Annotated in this window: 14 protein-coding genes; 9 read left to right on the forward strand and 5 right to left on the reverse strand. The window is 69.3% G+C overall.

Annotated features, from left to right (window positions below):
- The first annotated feature begins 3 nt into the window (after positions 1-3).
- The 4 genes from atpD to ICW24_RS04140 all read left to right on the forward strand — a co-directional run bounded on the left by atpD (position 4) and on the right by ICW24_RS04140 (position 6,943).
- Positions 4-1,467, forward strand: coding sequence for a F0F1 ATP synthase subunit beta (atpD, locus tag ICW24_RS04125; RefSeq protein WP_226344447.1), 1,464 nt, complete (start codon positions 4-6; stop codon positions 1,465-1,467).
- 121 nt (positions 1,468-1,588) lie between these two features.
- Positions 1,589-2,518, forward strand: a complete 930-nt coding sequence (locus tag ICW24_RS04130) for a beta-1,6-N-acetylglucosaminyltransferase (protein ID WP_226344448.1) — start codon at positions 1,589-1,591, stop codon at positions 2,516-2,518.
- Between the two features lie 285 nt (positions 2,519-2,803).
- Complete coding sequence (locus ICW24_RS04135) at positions 2,804-4,375, forward strand: malectin domain-containing carbohydrate-binding protein (protein ID WP_226344449.1); 1,572 nt, start codon at positions 2,804-2,806, stop codon at positions 4,373-4,375.
- A 186-nt stretch (positions 4,376-4,561) separates the two neighbouring features.
- On the forward strand, positions 4,562-6,943 hold the full coding sequence (locus tag ICW24_RS04140) for a malectin domain-containing carbohydrate-binding protein (RefSeq protein ID WP_226344450.1): 2,382 nt from the start codon (positions 4,562-4,564) through the stop codon (positions 6,941-6,943).
- Here the strand turns inward: ICW24_RS04140 and ICW24_RS04145 are convergent.
- Entirely contained in the window at positions 6,919-8,283 is a 1,365-nt protein-coding gene (locus ICW24_RS04145) for a WecB/TagA/CpsF family glycosyltransferase (protein ID WP_226344451.1), read from the reverse strand. The two genes, ICW24_RS04140 and ICW24_RS04145, sit on opposite strands and share 25 nt — an antisense overlap.
- A 78-nt stretch (positions 8,284-8,361) precedes the next feature.
- Between ICW24_RS04145 and ICW24_RS19620 the strand changes: the two genes are divergently transcribed.
- On the forward strand, positions 8,362-8,925 hold the full coding sequence (locus ICW24_RS19620; RefSeq protein WP_226344452.1) for a DapH/DapD/GlmU-related protein: 564 nt from the start codon (positions 8,362-8,364) through the stop codon (positions 8,923-8,925).
- A 128-nt stretch (positions 8,926-9,053) separates the two neighbouring features.
- Positions 9,054-9,953: a glycosyltransferase family 2 protein gene (locus ICW24_RS04155; RefSeq protein ID WP_226344453.1), complete on the forward strand. Its 900-nt coding sequence runs from the start codon at positions 9,054-9,056 to the stop codon at positions 9,951-9,953.
- Positions 9,954-9,972: 19 nt separating this feature from the next.
- Here ICW24_RS04155 and ICW24_RS04160 read toward each other — a convergent pair whose 3' ends face one another.
- The 3 genes from ICW24_RS04160 to ICW24_RS04170 all read right to left on the reverse strand — a co-directional run bounded on the left by ICW24_RS04160 (position 9,973) and on the right by ICW24_RS04170 (position 13,407).
- On the reverse strand, positions 9,973-10,995 hold the full coding sequence (locus ICW24_RS04160; RefSeq protein WP_226344454.1) for a glycosyltransferase family 2 protein: 1,023 nt from the start codon (positions 10,993-10,995) through the stop codon (positions 9,973-9,975).
- Between the two features lie 37 nt (positions 10,996-11,032).
- The gene (locus tag ICW24_RS04165; protein WP_226344455.1) at positions 11,033-12,136 is read right to left on the reverse strand and encodes a glycosyltransferase family 4 protein; all 1,104 of its coding nucleotides are present in this window, start codon (positions 12,134-12,136) and stop codon (positions 11,033-11,035) included.
- A gap of 209 nt (positions 12,137-12,345) precedes the next feature.
- Positions 12,346-13,407 (reverse strand): glycosyltransferase family 2 protein, encoded by a 1,062-nt coding sequence (locus ICW24_RS04170; protein ID WP_226344456.1) that lies wholly within the window; start codon positions 13,405-13,407, stop codon positions 12,346-12,348.
- Between ICW24_RS04170 and ICW24_RS04175 the strand changes: the two genes are divergently transcribed.
- Positions 13,390-14,436, forward strand: coding sequence for a glycosyltransferase family 4 protein (locus ICW24_RS04175; RefSeq protein ID WP_226344457.1), 1,047 nt, complete (start codon positions 13,390-13,392; stop codon positions 14,434-14,436). The two genes, ICW24_RS04170 and ICW24_RS04175, sit on opposite strands and share 18 nt — an antisense overlap.
- 7 nt (positions 14,437-14,443) lie before the next feature.
- Here the strand turns inward: ICW24_RS04175 and ICW24_RS04180 are convergent, their stop codons facing one another.
- Positions 14,444-15,535 (reverse strand): glycosyltransferase family 2 protein, encoded by a 1,092-nt coding sequence (locus ICW24_RS04180; RefSeq protein WP_226344458.1) that lies wholly within the window; start codon positions 15,533-15,535, stop codon positions 14,444-14,446.
- 307 nt (positions 15,536-15,842) lie between these two features.
- Here ICW24_RS04180 and ICW24_RS04185 point away from each other — a divergent pair, with 307 nt between their 5' ends.
- Positions 15,843-17,330: a lipopolysaccharide biosynthesis protein gene (locus ICW24_RS04185; protein WP_226344459.1), complete on the forward strand. Its 1,488-nt coding sequence runs from the start codon at positions 15,843-15,845 to the stop codon at positions 17,328-17,330.
- A 151-nt stretch (positions 17,331-17,481) separates the two neighbouring features.
- On the forward strand, positions 17,482-18,471 hold the full coding sequence (locus ICW24_RS04190; protein ID WP_226344460.1) for a glycosyltransferase family 2 protein: 990 nt from the start codon (positions 17,482-17,484) through the stop codon (positions 18,469-18,471).
- The last annotated feature ends 201 nt before the right edge of the window (positions 18,472-18,672 follow it).

The following is an 18,672-nucleotide window of genomic DNA, read 5'->3' on the forward strand; positions in this document are numbered from 1 at the left end:
CGCATGTCTACTGCAGTTGCCCAGACGACCCAGCCAGATGCCCACCAGGGTGGGCAGGGTCGGCTGTCCCGCATCATCGGTCCGGTCGTCGACGTCGAGTTCCCCGCCGACGCGATGCCCGAGATGTACAACCTGCTCACCGCCGAGGTCGAGCTCTCCGGCGAGACGAAGAAGATCAACCTCGAGGTCGCGCAGTTCCTCGGCGACAACCTCGTCCGCGCCATCTCGCTGCAGCCGACCGACGGCCTCGTGCGCGGCACCCCCGTGCAGGACACCGGTGGCCCCATCACGGTCCCCGTCGGCGACGTGACCCTCGGGAACGTGTTCAACGCGACCGGGCAGTGCCTCAACCTCGAGGGCACCGGCGAGACGCTCGACATCAAGGAGCGCTGGGGTATCCACCGCGGCGCCCCCGCGTTCGACCAGCTCGAGTCCAAGACCGAGATGTTCGAGACGGGCATCAAGGTCATCGACCTGCTCACGCCGTACGTGCTCGGCGGGAAGATCGGTCTCTTCGGCGGTGCGGGCGTCGGCAAGACCGTCCTCATCCAGGAGATGATCGCCCGCGTCGCCCGCGACCACGGTGGTGTGTCGGTGTTCGCCGGGGTCGGCGAGCGCACCCGTGAGGGCAACGACCTCATCGTCGAGATGGAGGAGGCCGGGGTTCTCGGCCAGACCGCCCTCGTCTTCGGCCAGATGGACGAGCCGCCGGGCACCCGCCTGCGCGTCGCGCTGTCGGCGCTGACGATGGCGGAGTACTTCCGCGACGTGCAGAACCAGGACGTGCTGCTCTTCATCGACAACATCTTCCGGTTCACGCAGGCCGGCTCCGAGGTGTCGACGCTGCTCGGCCGCATGCCGTCCGCGGTGGGCTACCAGCCGACACTCGCCGACGAGATGGGCGTGCTCCAGGAGCGCATCACCTCGACGCGCGGTCACTCGATCACCTCGATGCAGGCGATCTACGTGCCGGCCGACGACTACACCGACCCGGCCCCGGCCACGACGTTCGCGCACCTCGACGCGACGACGGAGCTCAGCCGCGAGATCGCCTCGCTCGGCATCTACCCGGCCGTGGACCCGCTGACCTCGACGTCGCGGATCCTCGACCCGCGGTACATCAAGCAGGACCACTACGACACGGCGGTCCGGGTGAAGTCGATCCTGCAGAAGAACAAGGAGCTGCAGGACATCATCGCGATCCTCGGTATCGACGAGCTGTCCGAGGAGGACAAGATCGTCGTCAACCGCGCGCGTCGCATCCAGCGCTTCCTCTCGCAGAACACCTACGTGGCGAAGCAGTTCACGGGCATCGAGGGCTCGACCGTCCCGCTCAAGGACACCGTCGAGGCGTTCACGAAGATCTGCGACGGTGACTACGACACCGTCCCCGAGCAGGCGTTCTTCATGTGCGGTGGCCTCGACGACGTCGAGCGTCAGGCCAAGGAGCTCGAGAAGCACAGCTGACCTCGGGCGCTGCCCGTGGCACAGTGAGAGGTCGGTTCCGCCGCATGGCGGGACCGACCTCTTGCGGTGTCCGCGCCGGATGGCAGAGCCGCGCGATCCCACCGCGTCTATCGTGCGGGATATGACCGCCCGGTGTGCGTACGTGATCCTGTGCCACACGGATCCCCAGGGTGTCCTCCGGCTCGTGCGCAGGATTCGTCGGCTCTCTCCGGGCGCCCCGATCCTGGTGCGACACCATCGCGCGAGTCTTTTCGCCTCGGGCGACATCGAGTCGGCCGGTGGAGTGTCGTATCGGAGCGACGTCGCCGTCGAGTGGGGCGATTGGTCCATGGTCGAGATGCAAATCGACGCTCTGCGAGCTGCCCGCCGGATCGTCCCGGCGGCCCGTTACGTCGTCGTCTCGGGCCAGGACTACCCCGTTCGGGATCTCGAGGCGTGGGAGGACGAGCTTGCAGCGGAAGGCGCGGACATGCTCCTCGACCCGATGTCCGCTCAGCCCCGAAACCACGAGTTCGTCTGGCGGGTCATCGGTGAGCCCGCGCGAACCCCGCGGCTCATCCACGCGTTGTCACGGACCCTGGCGAATACAGTCAGCGCGCTGGCCGGCGATCACCTCGAGATCTATCCGGTCACGAGAGAGATGCGGACCCGGTGGTGGGTCGGGACGCGCCGGCGCGAGACACCGCCGCTTCCCATCGTCAAGGCATCAGCGTGGACCACGCTCAGTGACCGCGCCGTGGCGGCGGTTCTTCGAGCGGGGGAGGACCCTGAGATCACGTCCTTCTTCAAGACCGTACGAAATCCCGACGAGTTCTTCGTCTCTTCCGTGCTCGTGGCTTCCGGTCTACGGACGAGCATCCGCCGGACGACGGCCAAGCGCTTCGCCGTGGGCGCACCCGGTCCGGACTGGGTGGACCTCGACCTGGTGGAAGCAGCCGCCACGTCGGACGCCGCGTTCGTCCGCAAGATGCCACCGAACGTCGATCCGGTCGTCGTGTCCGCTGCCGATGCGTTGGTGGACCTCGAGCGGGCTCGCCGAGTGGCCGACTGAGCCGCTCGGGGTGCGGGGTCGACGTCGGAAGCGTGGGGGGTGGACGTCGTCGGTGTGCGGTGACGTTCGTCACCCCGCTGTTGTGTACGTCGAGAAGGGTTGGCGCCGCGCGCACCTCGACGTTCTTCCCGCTCTCGGCGGTCGCGGGGGATGCCGTCCCGGCTCAGATGCGGGGGTCGAGCGACGATGGGTCAGACGTCGAAGGATCCGACATTCTGCACCGCCACGGAAGGCATCTTCATGCGTCACCCACGCCCTCGTACCTCTGTCCCCATCGTTGCCGCAGTGGTCACGGCACTGGCCGCTCTGACCGGCGCCCCCGCCCTCGCCGCGACCGGCACCTCGCCGCGGGCGCCGCAGAAGGTCGCCAAGACCAGCGCCGACGACCGCATCGCCCGGGCCGCCCGCGGCACGGCAACGCAGGCTGCCGCGCGGACCGCCGCGAGCTCCACCGCATTCGCGTCCCGGGTGACGGCCCGCGCCGTGACGTTCACCGACACCGCCGGCAAGAAGTGGGCTCCGCGCCCGGTGACGTTCGGCACGCGCAAGCAGTCGACCCGGCTCGTGGGCCAGGACGTCACCCGCACGACACAGGACGCCCTCTACCAGGTCAACGCCTGGGGTGTGAAGGGGTACTCGCTGCCCGTGCCTGCCCCGGGCACCTACACCGTTCGCATCCTCACCGCCGAGGACACCTTCGACCGAGCAGGCAAGCGCGTCTTCGACGTGGTCGCCGAGAAGCGGACCGTCGGCTCGCGGGTGGACATCGCCAAGGCCGTCGGTCGGGGCGCTGCCCATGACATCGTCGCTCGGGTGCCCGTCACGGACGGCCGCCTCGACCTGTCCTTCGTCAAGAGGGTCGACGAGCCGTTGGTGGCTGCGATCGAGGTGACGGGTACGGTCCCTGCCCACCTGGCCGCCGGCCCCGCGCCCACGCAGGCCGTGCGGTTCGCACCGGGGAACGTCTTCACCACTCGCGTCGACACGGCCCCGCTCGCTCCGAACAGCGCCGCCGCGGCGGCGAAGCTCACGAAGCAGGTCCAGAACCACTGGGGCGGCACCGCGGGTGTCAGCGCCTACGCATACGGCGTCGGCTTCAACGTCGCTCCCAGGGGCACCAAGCGCATCACCATCGGATTCCACGACTGCCAGAAGAAGAAGCACATTCCGTCGGGTCTGTATGACGGTGCGAAGCACTTCGTGTCCGTCCCCGTGCCTGCGGATGCGACTCCGGCGGCCGGTACGGACGCCGAGATGACGATCTACGACCCCGCCGCCGACCAGATGTGGGACTTCTGGCAGATGCGGCGCAACACGACGACGCGAGCGTGGGAAGCATGCTGGGGCGGCCGGATCGACAAGGTGTCGACGGTGACGCGTCCGGCGTTCGAGAACTACTTCGGAGCCAGCGCCTCCGGCCTGGCCGTCGCCGGCGGGATGATCACCGTCGAGGACATGCTCCGCGGGCGGATCGACCACGCCATGAGCATCTCGCTGATCGACGTGGCCCGATGGGACAAGGTCTCGTGGCCCGCGTCCCGGTCGGACGGAATCTCCACGGACCCGGACGCCATCGCCGAGGGCCAGCGCATCCGCCTCGACCCCGCCCTGGACCTCGATCGGCTCCAGCTCACGCCGTTCGCGCGGATGGTGGCCGAGGCGGCTCAGAAGTACGGCTTCATCGTCATGGACAAGGGCGGCGCCGTCGCGGTGGCCACGGAAGCCGGCGATCTCGCCAAGCGCCGCACGGGCCAGAACCCGTGGGACACGTTCCTCGCGGGGCCGGCCTACGACGCGCTGGCGGGATTCCCGTGGCAGCACGCGCAGATCCTGCCCATGCACTACGGCCGTCCCTGATACCTCTCACCTCCTCGACCCCTCCGTCGTTCTCACCTGATCCCACGGAAGGGACATCTCGTCATGCCCAGATCTCGACGTCGGCGGAGCATCGTGCTCGCCGCGTGTGCTTCGATCGTCGCGTCCGCCTCGCTATGGTCTTCCCCTGTAGCGGCCCACCCGAGCGTCGTCGATGCGCCGGCGCCCGTGAGGTTCACCACCGACACGGCCCCGCTGACCGACGCTGCCGGCGCGATCTGGCAGGCCAGGCCGGCCGAGCTGGACACCGACAAGCGATCGACGCGCCTCCTCGGCAAGGACGTTCGCGGCACCACCGACGACCGTCTGTACCAGGTCAACGCGTGGGGGGCGACGAAGTGGACGATCCCGGTGACGGTCAGCGGCCGCTATCGGGTGCGGCTGCTCGCCGCCGAGGACACCTTCACGGAGGCTGGGCGTCGGGTCTTCGACGTCACGGCCGAGGGCAACACCGTGGCGTCCGCCGTGGACCTCGTCGCCGCGGCCGGGTTCGGCACGGCTCACGACATCACCTTCGAGACGCAGGTCGTCGACGACCGCCTGGACCTGGGCTTCGTCCGAAAGGTCGACATGCCCCTGATCGCGGCGGTGGAGGTGACGTGGGTGCCACCGGCCCAGACCGAGGACGGGCACGTGCGGATGGTCGCCGGTCCGGCCGCGGTGCGTGACGCGGCGGGGGCGACGTGGTCACCGGCCTTCGGATACACCGGCCCATACCGCACGTCGACGGCGCTGGCCGGAGCGGCGATCGGCGGTACCGACGACGACGAGCTCTACCGCACGTCGACGTGGGGCATGACGGGGTGGAAGACCCCCGTCCGGTCGCCCGGTACCTACACCGTCCGGTTGCTCACGACCGAAGGACGTTGGACCGCGGTCGGGCAGCGCCTCTTCGACGTGACGGCGGAGGGCCGCCCCGCTCTCGAGGCGGTCGACATCTACAAGTCCTCGGGCATCAAGTCCGCCTTCGCACCGCAGTTCCAGGTGGAGGTCACCGACGGGGTTCTCGATCTGGGTTTCGTCGCCACGAAGGATCAGGCGACCGTCTCCGCCATCGAGGTCATCCCGGCGACGGCCACCCCCACGCCGCCGACCGGCCCGCCCGTGGTGGTCGACGACGGGACCGACGAGGAGGAGAGCGGCCCGGTCGAGAGGGCGATCTTCACCTCGCGCATGGTGGCGCGACCCACGGCCTACACCGATCTCGAGGGACACCGGTGGTCGCGGTGGTCGGCGACTCTGGGTTCCTGGAACGCCACGACGAAGCTCACCGGCGACGTGGGGGGGACGACCGACGACGACCTGTACCGCGCGAACGTCTGGGGCGTGAAGGGGTACACCCTGCCGGTGCCCGAGTCCTCGACCTACCGCGTCAGGCTGCTCATGGCGGAGGACAGCTTCTTCAGCGCGGGCAAGCGCGTCTTCGACATCGCCGCCGAGGGTGCGGTCCGGGAATCCGGCGTGGACGTCGCGGCGAGAGTCGGTCACGGCGTCGCCCACGACGTCACCTTCGACGTCGAGGTCACCGACGGGGAGCTCGATCTCACGTTCCTCCGCAAGATCGACGAGCCCCTCGTGTCTGCGATCGAGGTGACGTCCACGAACCCGGTCCTGGTGCCGGAAGCGGCCCCTCACCGCCTGGTGAAACTCGCGCCCGACAGCTTCTTCACGACACCGGTCGCCGACGCTCCCGTGGCCGAGAACTCCGCTGCGGTGTCGTCCTGGCTGACCTCGCAGGTCTCCTCGCGGTATGGAGGCATCGCCGCCTTCAGCGCCTACCACTTCAACATCGCGTTCTACCCGGTTCCGGCCGGCGTGCGCCGCGTGACCGTCGACTACTCCTGCGGGCCCACTCCTCCGCCCAGCTTGTACGACGGGCCCGGATACTTCCTCGACGTGCCTGTTCCCGACACCGCCGTCACGTCCCAGGGCACGGACGGTGCCATGACGATCTACGACGCGAAGACCGACCAGATGTGGAACTTCTGGCAGATGAAGTACTCCGCCACCACGAAGCGGTGGTCCGCCTGCTGGGGCGGCCGCATCGATCAGGTCTCGAAGAACCAGGGAGTCTTCCCCAGCGGGTTCGGGGCCAGCGCCTCGGGCATCGCCGTCACGCCCGGGATCGTCAGCCTGGAGGACGTGAAGCGGGGCCGCATCGATCACGCGCTCGTCCTGTCCGTGCCGGGGCCCGCGGCGGGGCGCTTCTCGTGGCCCGCCAACCGCACCGACGGCACCTCCTCGGACCCGGCGGCCGTCATGGAGGGGCAACGGCTCAGGCTCGACCCGTCGCTCGACCTCGATACGCTCAACCTGACCCCCGTGGGGCGCCTGGTGGCGGAGGCCGCGCAGAAGTACGGGTTCGTCGTCACGGACAACGGTGGCTCGGTCGCCGTGTCGACCGAGGCCGGCGACCACGAGGCGGTGCTCACCGGCGCCAACCCGTGGGACACCTACGTGGCCCGGCGGGACTGGGAGGTCATGAAGAACTTCCCCTGGAGCAAGGTGCAGGCCCTGCCCGTGGACTACGGGCGGCCCTCGTCGCCGTAGTATCCGTAGCCGAGCAGACCGGGGCGCTCGGGGCGGGTGGGCCGTGTGGCCCGCTTGTTCCGGGCGTCCCGCCATGCTCGTGAGAGGAACAGCGGATTGCCGATGACGTATCGGCGCCACATGCGACGCGGTTCCTGAGCGAGCCGCCAGGCCCACTCCATCCCCACCTCACGGACCCATCGTGGCGCGCGCGGGATACGTCCGGAGTAGAAGTCGAAGAGTCCGCCGACGCCGAGGACGAGGCCGGCCCGCAGCGCGTCGCGATGGCGGTCCAGCCAGATCTCCTGGAGCGGCACACCGAACGCGACGAGAAGGATGTCGGCCCCGGAGGCGTTGATCCGGTCGATGACCTCGGCCTCGTCGGTCGGGCCGAAGTATCCGTGATGCGTCCCCGCGATGCGCAGGGTCGGGTACCGCCTCTGCATCTCGCTCGCGGCGGCCGAGGCGACGCCGTCCCGGGCGCCGAGCAGGAACAGGGACAAGTCGTTCTCGGCCGCCTGTTCGCACAGCAGGGGGAACATGTCGGTCCCGTTGACGTTCTCGCGGACGTCGATGCCCTGGAACCCGGTGGCCACCTTGATGCCGATCCCGTCCGGCATGACTCGATCGGCATGGGACAGGACGTCTCGGTAGGCGGCGTTGTCGATGGCCTGGTTCAGGCAGTCCGGATTGACGAAGGTCAGCACGGCGGTCCTCGCGGCCTGAGCCTGCTGCACCGCCCAGTGCAGGGTCTCGTCCATCGTCGAATTGTCGAGCTCGACGCCGAGCAGGTCGAAGCGTTCGGGTGTAGGTCGCCCGCCTCCGCCGAGCAACTCGGCGACGACGTAGCGCGCCACCAGAGCGAGGTTGCGGGGCCGGAACAACGCCTGGTCGATCGGCTCGTCCTCGGCGACACCGTAGGCGATCCCTGTTCGGGCCCGAAGGCGTTGCGGCGACAGCAATCCGGGTTCGACGGCGGGATCCCGGTCACGCCGCCCGATCACATCGGCAGGATGCAGGGGCCGGGGGCCGATGACCCTGAGGTCTCCGACGATGAGCGACAGGGCGTACGGGATGCGACGTCCACGGGCCGTCCCGGCGAACGAACGGATGACGATGGGCCGCTCCGCGCGTCCGAGCCTGCGGTGCTCGTCGAAGACGCGACCGGTCTCGCGTTCCGCCATCGCCGCCCGGGCGATGGCCAGGGGAGCGGCGACCGCCAGGGCCACGACACCGGCCAGACGGTCGACGGCGCGACCAACGCCGACCTCGCCGCAATCGAGCGCCGACGAGGACCCGGGCGCGGCCCGCCGATCCGACCCGGGACGCTCCTTGGAGCCCCCGATGCCACTGTCTCCCATGGGAATCAGGTTAACTGGCGTTTGGTGAGCCGCCGACGGCACGGTGCCGGAGCGAGGCGAGCCCGCTGGGAGGTGACCGTGACCGTGGAGTCCGATGTTGCCGCGCGCCCGACGTCGTGGCCGCAGGTGTGGGACGTCTTCCGCGAGCTGCGCCGGGCCGACGATCGACGTAGTCACTACCTGTTCTCCCGGGTCACTCTCGACATCTGGCGGGCCGGCCAGTGCCTCAGGTATGCGCGCGGCGCCCGTTGCTGGGTCGTCCGGCGGATGGTTCTCGTCGCCGATCTCGTGTGGACCCAGGCCCTGATGGGCGCGGAGCTCCCCCACGAAGCCTGGGCGGGTCCGGGGCTGAAGCTCGAGCACGGCGGCCGCGGCGTGATCCTGCATCCCTCGGTGTCGCTGGGACGAGACGTGACGATCTACCACCGCGTGACCATCGGCGTGAAGGACGGCCGCCCGGCCGCGTCGGTCGGGGATCGTGTGTACCTCGGCGCCGGCTGCGTGATCCTGGGGCCGGTCGTCCTGGGTGAAGGGTGCCGGATCGGCGCCAACGCCGTGGTCACGAACGACACCGAACCCCACCGGACCTATGCCGGAACTCCGGCGAGACCGGTCGGGACACCCAGAGTTCACGACCTGTGACGCATGGGGGTTTGTCGGGGTTGTCATGGGAGTGGGCGTCCGGGACGGACCGGCGTCCCGGCCTGCGGGGGTCGACGATGTGAACGGAGTTCTCAGTGAGTGACATCAGCACGCCAGATGCGACGAAAGTGCCCTTGGTCTCGGTCGTGGTGCCGACCTACAAGAGGGCCGACAAGATCGGTCCGGTGCTTCGCAGTGTTCTCGACCAGACGCTGCAGGACTTCGAGGTGGTCGTCGTGGACGACGCCTCGCTCGACGGGACCGATCGCGTCGTGCAGGAGATCGGCGATCCTCGGATCCGTCTCGTCGTCCACGACGTGAATCGTGGCGGCAACGCGGCACGTCGCACGGGGATCGAGCACAGCACCGGCCGTTATGTCGCCTTTCTCGACAGCGACGACGTGTGGTTGCCGACCAAGCTCGAGCGTCAGGTGCAGGCCCTGGTCGACAAGGGACCCGGTTACGGATTGTGCGCGACGTGGTACGTCATGGAATCGCCCGACGGGGCCGAGCGCTCTCGCGTGGAGCCGACCCTCGAGGGACTCGCCGTGCCGGCGCTGTACGCGGGCAACTGGCTCGGAAGCTACTCGACGATCATGGTCGAACGCACCGCCCTGGACGCCGTCGGTGGCCCGGACCCCTCCCTGAAGTCGTGTCAGGACTGGGACCTCTATCTCCGGGTGAACCAGGTGACGAGCCTGGTCTGCGTCCGTGAGCACCTCGTCAGGTATCTCGTGGACGACGACGATCCGGTCCGCATCTCCGGGCGTCGATCATCCGTCCTCAGCGGACACCGCCACGTCGTCGCGCTTGCAGCCCGGGCCGACCTCGACGACGCCACCCGGGTCGCGGCCGCGGTCACCTTCATGCAGGTCTTCGCGCACCACGGCGCCACGCGCGACCTCGTGCGCGCCGTTCGCCTCGTGCCCGGACGCGCGTGGACCCCGCGGGGAGTGCGGTTCGCGGTACACATGTGTGCCCGCGCGGCAAGGCGCCGGTTGTCCGGTGCGCGCCGGCCTTCTGCCTGAGCGGCTCTCTGTCGGGCCCTCAGGAGTAGTGGGCGTCGAAGGCAGCCATGGCGGTCGCGACGGCGTCCGCCCTCCCGGGCGGGACCCACGCGCCCGTCAGGATGCGTTCGATCTTGCCTCGGAAGTCGCGGTACTCGGCGGAGGTGGCCTCCGTCGGGCTCGGGTAGACGACGCGTGCCTCGGGATTCGTCAACCCGTCCGCCAGGTCGCTCATCGTCGGCATCTTGTAGTCGTACGGCTCCTGAGCGAACAGGTCGACGAACATCCGCACGAGGAGGAGCCGGAAGCGGTCGTCGGCGAACGTCGACGTCGACTTCTGGAAGTGCCGGTAGGTCGCGATGACGTAGTTGAAGTGGACGATCGCGTCATCCTGTTCGTGGATCGCGATGCGTCGTTGGTCGCTGAGGGCCTGGGTGTGCAGGGTGATGTCGAAGACGTGCTGCTCGCCGAAGAGCTCGCTCTCGTGCCCCATGTGCATGTGCGGCGGGAACGATCTGAGCCAGTCCCGCGACGCGCACAGCTCCCACGTGGCCGCGATGGTCAGGTCCTTGGACGCGTACCACTCGTCCCATACCGAGTTGACGCCCGACACGAACAGGCCCTCGTCCCGGGTCCTGGTGTACCGGTCGTCCAAGGCACCCGGCCGCAGGAGGAAGAGGTCGGCGTCGTGGAGGATGACGTGCGTGCCGCGCGCCGCCGACACCCCGGTGATGAGCTGGATGCCGTAGTTGTGGAACGGATTGCGCAGTGCCGGCAGGAGGTGCCGTTCGGGGTGAGGGAAGTACCGCATCGAGATGGGCCCGTTCCACCTGGACCGGCGTGATTCGAGGACCTGTGCGATCGCCTTCGTCGGCCGGTCGGGCACGACGATGGTCTCGACCCGGTGGGCGCTCTCCTGGGTCGCACACGTGGCCATGGCCAGCTCGAGGAAGACGGGCAGGTCGCCGGGCACCGGCATGAGCAGGCTGTAGCCCGGAACCGCTGGTTCTGCGGCGGGCCAGCGCGCGAAGCGACCGCTCCAATAGGTGGGAGCCAGCGACATCAGGGCGCTCCTTCTCGTTCGTCGGTAGGGGGGCGGATCAGGACCGGCGTGAGCCGACCCCGGCGAGGAAGTCGGACATCGGGCCGGCAGTCGTGTCGGTCGTGAACGAGCGCAATACGGCATCGCGGCCCGTGCGGCCCATGCGTGCGCGGGCGTCCGGATCGCGTGCCAGATCGGCCAGGGCGCCGGCAAGGAGGTCGCCTCGCCCGGGCGGGAGCACCCGGCCCATCCTGCCGTCCTCCACGAGTTCCTCGACGGCGGCGATCCGGGTGGTCACCACAGGAAGCTCGGTGGCGAGCGCCTCCATGATGACGACGGGCAGCCCCTCCTGGAACGACGGGAGGACGAAGACGTCGGCCCAGTGATACTGCTCGAGGATGTCGTCCTGCCCGATCGGCCCGAGGAGGCTGACGCGATCGCCGAGATCACGCGCACGGATCTGGTCGCGCAGATCGTCCTCGAGCTCACCGCCGCCGACGATGCGGACCTCCACCTCCACGCCGGCGTCCCGGAGCTCGGCCACCGCGTCGATCAGCACCGGTGCACCCTTCTCGGGAACCAGGCGACCGACGTCGAGAATGCGAAGGGGGCGGTCTCCCGTGGTGTCCCTGCCCCCTGGCGGTGGCACATACCGGCGCGGGTCCACCGCCATGCGCACCACGTGCAGCTTGGGCCACTGCGACGGTGCCACGAGCCGCATCAGCTGGCTCCGACAAAAATCGCTGATGCACGCGACGCCGTCGGCCGAGGCCACCTTGGCCGCCAGGTCCACCTTCTCGACGGCCTCGAATTCGGTGGGGCCGTGCATCGTCATCGACCAGCGCCATCCGGCGTCGGGGCCGTCGATGATGCGACCGAGGTGGACGACCAGCCGCGCCACGTCGGCCGAGACGTTCGCGAAGTGCACGTGGACGTGCCGGATGTCTCGCCGCCGCAGCTCGTCGAGGAGCACGACCGCCTCGGCGAAGTAGAAGGTCTGCCAGAGGCGTGCTCGAGCCGTGCGGTCGCCGGACCACAGCGCGCGGCGCAGCCCGGAGGCCCAGGCGGCCGGGCGCTGCCGCAGCAATCGCGCATGGGCACCCGGGAACCGCCGGGCGACGTCGTCCAACAGATTCGTGGTCGATGCGGCCTCGGCCCGCATCTCCGACGAACGCAGTTCGTCCTCGGGGCATGGTCGGACCGAGAACGTCGCGACCTCTACCCCCTGGGTGCGCACCGCCTGGATCTCACGCTCGATGAAGGTATGAGAGATCGCCGGGTATTTGCTCACGAGATACGCGACCCGGTGCCGGGCCGGACCCGGCGCGGCGCGATCAGGACCCGACGAGGCCGGTCGTGGATGCTGGGCCGTCATCGTGTGGACTCGTCCCGGTCCCAGGCCGTCGAGGGCGTGGAGGCGGCGGCCCGTGCGGCCCGTCGTCCGGCCAGCACCACACCGACGTAGACCACTGCCCCCGGCAACAGGCGAGGGCGCCGCAAGACCAGGAGAAACAGACTGCGAAGGGTCGCCGTGGTCGATGTGGAGAAGTCGCCCGCCGATCCGCCCACCACGTCGTCGTCTCCGGCCCGAGCCAGCGCGGCGTTCCCCCGGGCGACCCGCGTCCGCACCGCGACGAGGTTGCGCAGATCCCGCGGCGCGTGCACGTCGAACCACCCGTCCGTGACCACCCGCTCCTCGGCGGTGAACAGGCGCTGGACGAAGAGGTCGTCCGCCTCCAGCGCCGGGAAGTCGGAGAAGCGCCGACGTCCCGCCTCGGACAGGCCGTAGACGCCGAGGCCGACGAGGCCGGACCGTACGTAGGGAAGCTCTCGGTAGACGTCGTAGTACGCGCGGACGGCCCAGGAACAGTGCTCGGTCCGAAAGCGCACGTGCGGCGCCGCCACCCGCGCGTCCGAGACCGAGAGAGCGGAGATCATGCCCCCGAGCGCGTCGGGCGACAGAGTGATGTCGGCGTCGAGAAAGATCCGGGGAAAAGTGCGAGCGGCCGCATCACCCGCGTTCAGTGCGCCGGCCTTGCCCGGTCGGGAAAGATCGAGCACCGTGACACCGGCGTAGCGACGAGCCACGACGACAGTGTCGTCCGTGCACCCGTTGGCGGCGACGACCACGTCCAGCGGAGGTGTCCCGGCCCGGGCCAACCCCTCGAGGCACCGGCCGATCACTCGCCCCTCCTGATAGGCGGGGATGACGACGGACGCGGCCGGTTCCGGCGTGGAAGACGCCACGGGACACGCTCCTCGAGATCGACGGTCGCACGGGCAGGTCGGCCTCAGTCTACGTAACCGCCGGTGGCCCGCGGCGACGCGTCGGGGCCGACAGACCTGCGAGAGTCGTTGCGGAACAACGTTATTGTCATTGACAGGAGACCGAGGAGCGCACCAGGGGGGCCGCTGATGAGGGTCATGTTCCATCCGCCCACGCTCGGGGCGGCAGGCAATCCCTACGTCGACCACCTCGCTCGAGGGTTGTCGTCCGCGGGGGTCGAACTCGTGCCCTACACGCGCCGGGGGATGCTGGCGAGGCTGGACGCCATCCACGTCAACTGGCCCGCCTACTTGTTGGACTGGCGTGACCGCCCGCACGCGATCCTGGACGTCGGCCGCCTGACCGCCTACCTCACCATCGCCCGCCTGCGCGGAACCAAGATCGTGTGGACGGCACACGACCTCGGGGCGCACGACCGCACCATGCCACGCCTCAGGAGGCTGTACGAGAGGGTCTTCTCCGCGTGCGTCACCGACGTCATCAGTCTCAGTGCCGCAGGTGTGCCGGCGTTGCGCCGACACTTTCCGGAACTGCGGCGGGCTCGGGTGCACGTCGTCCCGCACGGGCACTATCGCGACGACTACCCGCACGACGTGGATCGCGCCGAGGCGAGGGCCCGCCTCGGGATCCCGGGCGACGGACCTGTCGTCCTGCAGTTCGGGCAGCTGCGACGGTACAAGGGCATCGACGCGATGATCCGGTCCTTTTCCGCGCTCGACGATGAGGACGCACGCCTGGTCGTGGTGGGGGAGTCGAAGGACGAGACGTACACGCGCGAACTGCAGGCGCTCGCAGGCTCGATCCCGCGCGTGGACCTGCGTGCGACGCGTGTGTCCGAGGAGGACGTGGGTCTTCTCCTGACGGCGTGCGACGTGCTGTACGCGGCCTATCCGCCCGGCACCTCCCTCAATTCGGGGGTCGCGGTGCTCGGAGCCTCGTTCGCGCGCCGGACCGTCGTGCGGGATACCCCCGTCATGCGGGAGCTCGCGAGCATCGTCGGAGACGGATGGATCGTCCTGGCGGCAGACGGCCAGGACTCGGCCGCCCTGCGCACGGCTCTCGACCCGTCGACGACCCCCACCCGATCGCCGGCCCTGGAGGAGCTGGACTGGGACCGGATCGTGGCGGCGACCCTGGCGGTCTACCAGGGGTCCGCCGACGCGCACAGCGCCTGACGCCGGGTCACGAAGGCGGCGACCCGGCCCCGGGTCCGCTCTCGCTCAGACCCGTCGCCTCGTCGATGCGTCGATCCCGACGGCGCCACAGCCCGGCGCTCGCCGGGGCGAGAGTCAGGCTCCAGGCGCGTAGCCGCAGTCGGCGATCGTGGCGGATGAAGCCGGCGGCCCGGCGGTACTCCCGTGCCGCGGTCCGGGCATCACCGGACCGCAGGGCTCGATCGCCGGCTGCGCGGCTGCGCCACGGGGAACCGCGGTCGAGTCGGTCCTGGAGGATCTCGCGCTCCTGCGCCGACAGGTCGAGACCTTCGGTCTCGATGAATCGGCGGAAGACGGACTCCTCGCCGGTGAGCATTCGTTCACCGTCGGAGGAGAGACTTCCCCGTCGCCAGCGGTACAGGGCCAGGGGCCGCCGCTCGAAGACGATCTCCACTCCGCCGTAGATCGCCCGAAGCCACAGATCCCAATCCTCCGCAACGGGCAGGGTCGTGTCGTATCCGCCGAGCTCGTCGAAGACGTCCCTCGGGATCAGAGCGATCGTCGAGACGAAGTTCGTCGCCAGGATCGCCTGCCGCTGTCGCTCCGGTGCCGGAAAGAACTCCATGACCCGTGCGCGGTCCGGCGCGATGCCCTCCACCGTGAGCGGGTAGGCGTTGCAGCTGACGATCCGACGGCCGGCGCCGGCCTCCCGCCAGGCGCGCACCATGGCTTCGACGGCCGGAGGGAGGAGCACGTCGTCCGAGTCGCAGAAGACGAGCAAGGACCCTCGTGCGGCCGCTGCGCCCGCGTTCCGTGCGCTCGACACGCCGGCGTTCTGCTGGCGGATCACGCGCACTCGCTCGCCGTGGGCCGACGCGACCTCCGACGTCGCGTCGGACGAACCGTCGTCGACCACGAGGACCTCGATGTGCGGGTAGGTCTGGGTCAGCAGGCCCGTGAGGGTGGCGCCGATGGTGTCGGCGGCCTGGAACGCCGGCACGACGGCGGTGACGAGCGGCTCTGTCGCGGCGGGGGTGCGGACGGTCGGACGGGGCGGCTCGGAACGATCCGAGTCGTCCGGTGTCCCGTCGGCAGGCGTCGAGTGCCGGGGTGTCGTCATGGGCGGAGTCCTGTCGGGTGCATCCCCGAGCCATCCCGCCCGTTCACGCGGAGTCTGGGCGCGTGGTCGGTGCGGCCGCTGCGGAGGAGGGGCGAATGTCGCTCCTGGCCTACAGTATCCGCGTGACATCACCCTGTTCCACGACCGCGAGGGCGCCACTGGGCGCCCGTGTCCGCGGAGGGAGTGAATGACGGCGGGCACCCCTCCGGGTGATCCGGAGTTGCCGCCGGACGAGTCGCGGCCGACGCCAGGGGAGCCTGTCGCCGCCGAGCCGCTGCCGGTCGACGGCGGGGAACACCGCCCGTCCGTGACACGGGTGCTGTTGAAGGGGACGTTCTGGCAGGCGCTGTCACAGTTCGCGCCGCTGATCATCAACCTCGTCCTGACGCCCTACATCATCCACGGGCTCGGACTGGAGATGTACACCATCTTCCTCATCGCGAATTCCGTTCAGGCGCTCATGGGGACGTTCAACGGCGGAATCGGGCCGAGCGTCACCCGGTATCTCGTCATCTACGCGGGACAGCGTGACCAGGTTGCAGCGACTCGACTGGTTACGACCATGGGTGTGGTCGTCGGCGTCGGCGTCCTGGTCGTCTTCGGTGCGTTCTACGCGTTCATACCCGCGATCATCGACTTCTACCCCGCGATGCAGCAGGACGAGTCGGGCGCCGCCTTCCTGCTCAGCACCCAGGTGATCCTCCTCGGAGTGCTGCAACTGCGAAGTCTGTTCCAGTCGGTGCTCTTCGCACAGCAGCAGTTCGTCGTGGCGAGCGTGGCGGTCTTGATGGGTCACCTCGTCTACACGGTCGGCCTCGTCCTCACCGTCGAGTCGGGAGCCGGCCTCCGCGGCATCGCCTGGACCTTCGTCTGCCAGCAGGCGCTCGGAACGTTGATCATCGTTCCTCCCGCCTTCCGGCACCTGAGGCGGAAGGGAATCGGGTTCATCGACCGCGCGCTCTTCCACGAGTTCTTCGTCTACGCCGGGAAGGTGCAGGGGTCTTCCTTGCTCGGCATGATCGGGCAGCAGGCCGACACGCTCATCATCGGCAAGGTGCGTCCGGAGCAGATGGGGTTCTTCGGTCCCGGGTCGACATTCGCCCAACAGCTCCGCACAGTGCCGCTGAATGCCGTCGGACCCATGGAGACCATTCTCGGGCGCGCCGTGGGCGAGCGCGGAACCGCGGATGCCCTGGAGGAATGCCGACGGCTCCAGCGGATCTGGGTGCGCGGCGTGACCGGCTTCATCGCCGCCGGTGCACCCGCGGCGTATTTCGGCGTGATCGCCTGGTTGCACCTCGGCTCCAACCTGCCGGGCATCGTCGCGTCGATCCTCCTGGTCGCGCACCTCTTCTCCCTGCTTCCTCGAGTTCAGATCATCTGGTGTCTCGTCCTTCGACGGGCCGGCTTCGACCTGTCGCAGAACATCGTGTTCCTCGTCGTCAAGCTCGCAGCGACCCTGGCCCTCATCGGTCCGTTCGGAGTCGTCGGTGCCGTCCTCGCGACCGCGGGGGCGCAGCTCGTGGCGAACGCCTTCCTCACGCATCGCATCAGGGCGCGGCTGGACACGCCCGTCCCGTCGCCGTGGCGGGACGTCCACGTCCCCGCAACCTTCCTCGCTCTCGGTCTCTCCCTGGCCCTCGCCTGGGGGGCGAACCAGCTCGTCGGTCCGGTCGTTCCGTTGGGGCCGCTCGGGCTCATCACGTGTGGACTGGCCGCCGCTCCTGCGTTCGTCCTCTACCTGCACCAGGCGGTCGGTCTCGGGCGTCTGCGGGACATCCTGCGGCAGAGGTGACCCCGGTGCGACGAATCTGCTTTGGGTAGAATGGATCACCGGGGCCGAGGGCAGTGTGGGCCGGTGGCCCGTCGGCCGCTCACCCGATCGCTACCGATCGTCGTGGGTGGCCATTCCGACCGAGTTCCCCCGAGACTTCCGGAGCGCGACTGTGCCACCACGTCCCCTCGTCAGTGTCATCGTTCCCGCTTACCAGGCGGAGGACACCCTCGGGGCTGCCTTGACGGGTGCCCTGACCCAGACCTATGACCGGGTCGAGATCGTGGTGTGCAACGACGGATCCTCCGACGCGACCTCCGCGATCGCCCACGCCCACGCTCTGGGCAACTCCTCGACACGGCATCGCGTCGTCGTCGTCGATCAGGAGAACCGTGGGCTGGCCGCGGCACGCAACGCTGCCATCGAGGCGAGCAGTGGAGAGCTGGTCACGCTCTGCGACTCCGACGACATGCTGCTGCCGTCGCACGTGGGCGACGCCGTCGAGGCCTTCGACCGGCGTGGTGGCGGGCGGACGTTCGTCTCCTCCAATGCATGGTTCTTGTCGAAGCACGGCATCATCCCCGGGCGGCGCATCTACACTCGCCCGGCTGCCGTCCCGTCCGAGCACCAGCGGATGCGCATTCTCGAGGGCAACATCGCCAGCATCTTCTCGACCTTCCCTCGAGCGATGTGGGAAGAACTGGGTGGATTCTCGAGCGAGATGCGTCTGATGGAGGACTACGACCTCTGGGCGAGAGCGATCTTCGCGGGGTGGACGTTGACGTGGGTGGAGCGCCCCACCGCCTGCTACCGGCTCACGCCCGGCTCCCTCTCGTCCGATTCGGCTCGGATGGCGGAGTACGACAAACTCCTCAAGGGTCGACTGCGCGAGCGCTTCGGGGAGTCCATGACGCCCCAGGAACGTGACCGGCTCGACTTCATGCTCGAGCACGACACCGCGGCCCAGTACATCGACGCGGCCGCCGTCGAGTTGGCAGCCGGCAGGACCGCGGAGGCCGCGCGCCTCCTCGGTCTCGCGGCACGCCTCTCCCCGTCCGACCGACGGTTGCGTCTGAAGGCCCTGGCCCTGCAGCGGCTGCCCGTGACCGGCCGTGTCTACGCTCGCCGGGAGGCCCAGCGCCTGTCGGAGACGTCTCGATGATCGATGCGCCGCGACCCGTGGGGGCCCGCAGGCGTCCACGCCGGTCCGCCCGGTGGTTGGCAGCTCTGTGTGTCGGTGCGATTCTCACCGCCTCCTGTGCCGGGCCGGAGCCTGAGCCCTCCCCGACGACCTCGGCCCCGTCTCCCGCTGAACTGGCGAAGACGCCGTCGAAGCTGTTCGGGTCCCCGCCGGATAATCCGT

Origin of the sequence: Agilicoccus flavus, from assembly GCF_014857905.1 — a bacterium.
Lineage (GTDB): Bacteria > Actinomycetota > Actinomycetes > Actinomycetales > Dermatophilaceae > Agilicoccus > Agilicoccus flavus.

Excerpts from the sequence above, each read along its gene's own strand:
- atpD (WP_226344447.1), top strand. The coding sequence starts at position 4 with ATGTCTACTGCAGTTGCCCAGACGACCCAGCCAGATGCCCACCAGGGT.
- ICW24_RS04130 (WP_226344448.1), top strand. The coding sequence starts at position 1,589 with ATGACCGCCCGGTGTGCGTACGTGATCCTGTGCCACACGGATCCCCAG.
- ICW24_RS04145 (WP_226344451.1), bottom strand. The coding sequence starts at position 8,283 with ATGGGAGACAGTGGCATCGGGGGCTCCAAGGAGCGTCCCGGGTCGGAT.
- ICW24_RS04160 (WP_226344454.1), bottom strand. The coding sequence starts at position 10,995 with ATGTCGCTGGCTCCCACCTATTGGAGCGGTCGCTTCGCGCGCTGGCCC.
- ICW24_RS04165 (WP_226344455.1), bottom strand. The coding sequence starts at position 12,136 with ATGCGGGCCGAGGCCGCATCGACCACGAATCTGTTGGACGACGTCGCC.
- ICW24_RS04175 (WP_226344457.1), top strand. The coding sequence starts at position 13,390 with ATGAGGGTCATGTTCCATCCGCCCACGCTCGGGGCGGCAGGCAATCCC.
- ICW24_RS04170 (WP_226344456.1), bottom strand. The coding sequence starts at position 13,407 with ATGGAACATGACCCTCATCAGCGGCCCCCCTGGTGCGCTCCTCGGTCT.
- ICW24_RS04180 (WP_226344458.1), bottom strand. The coding sequence starts at position 15,535 with ATGACGACACCCCGGCACTCGACGCCTGCCGACGGGACACCGGACGAC.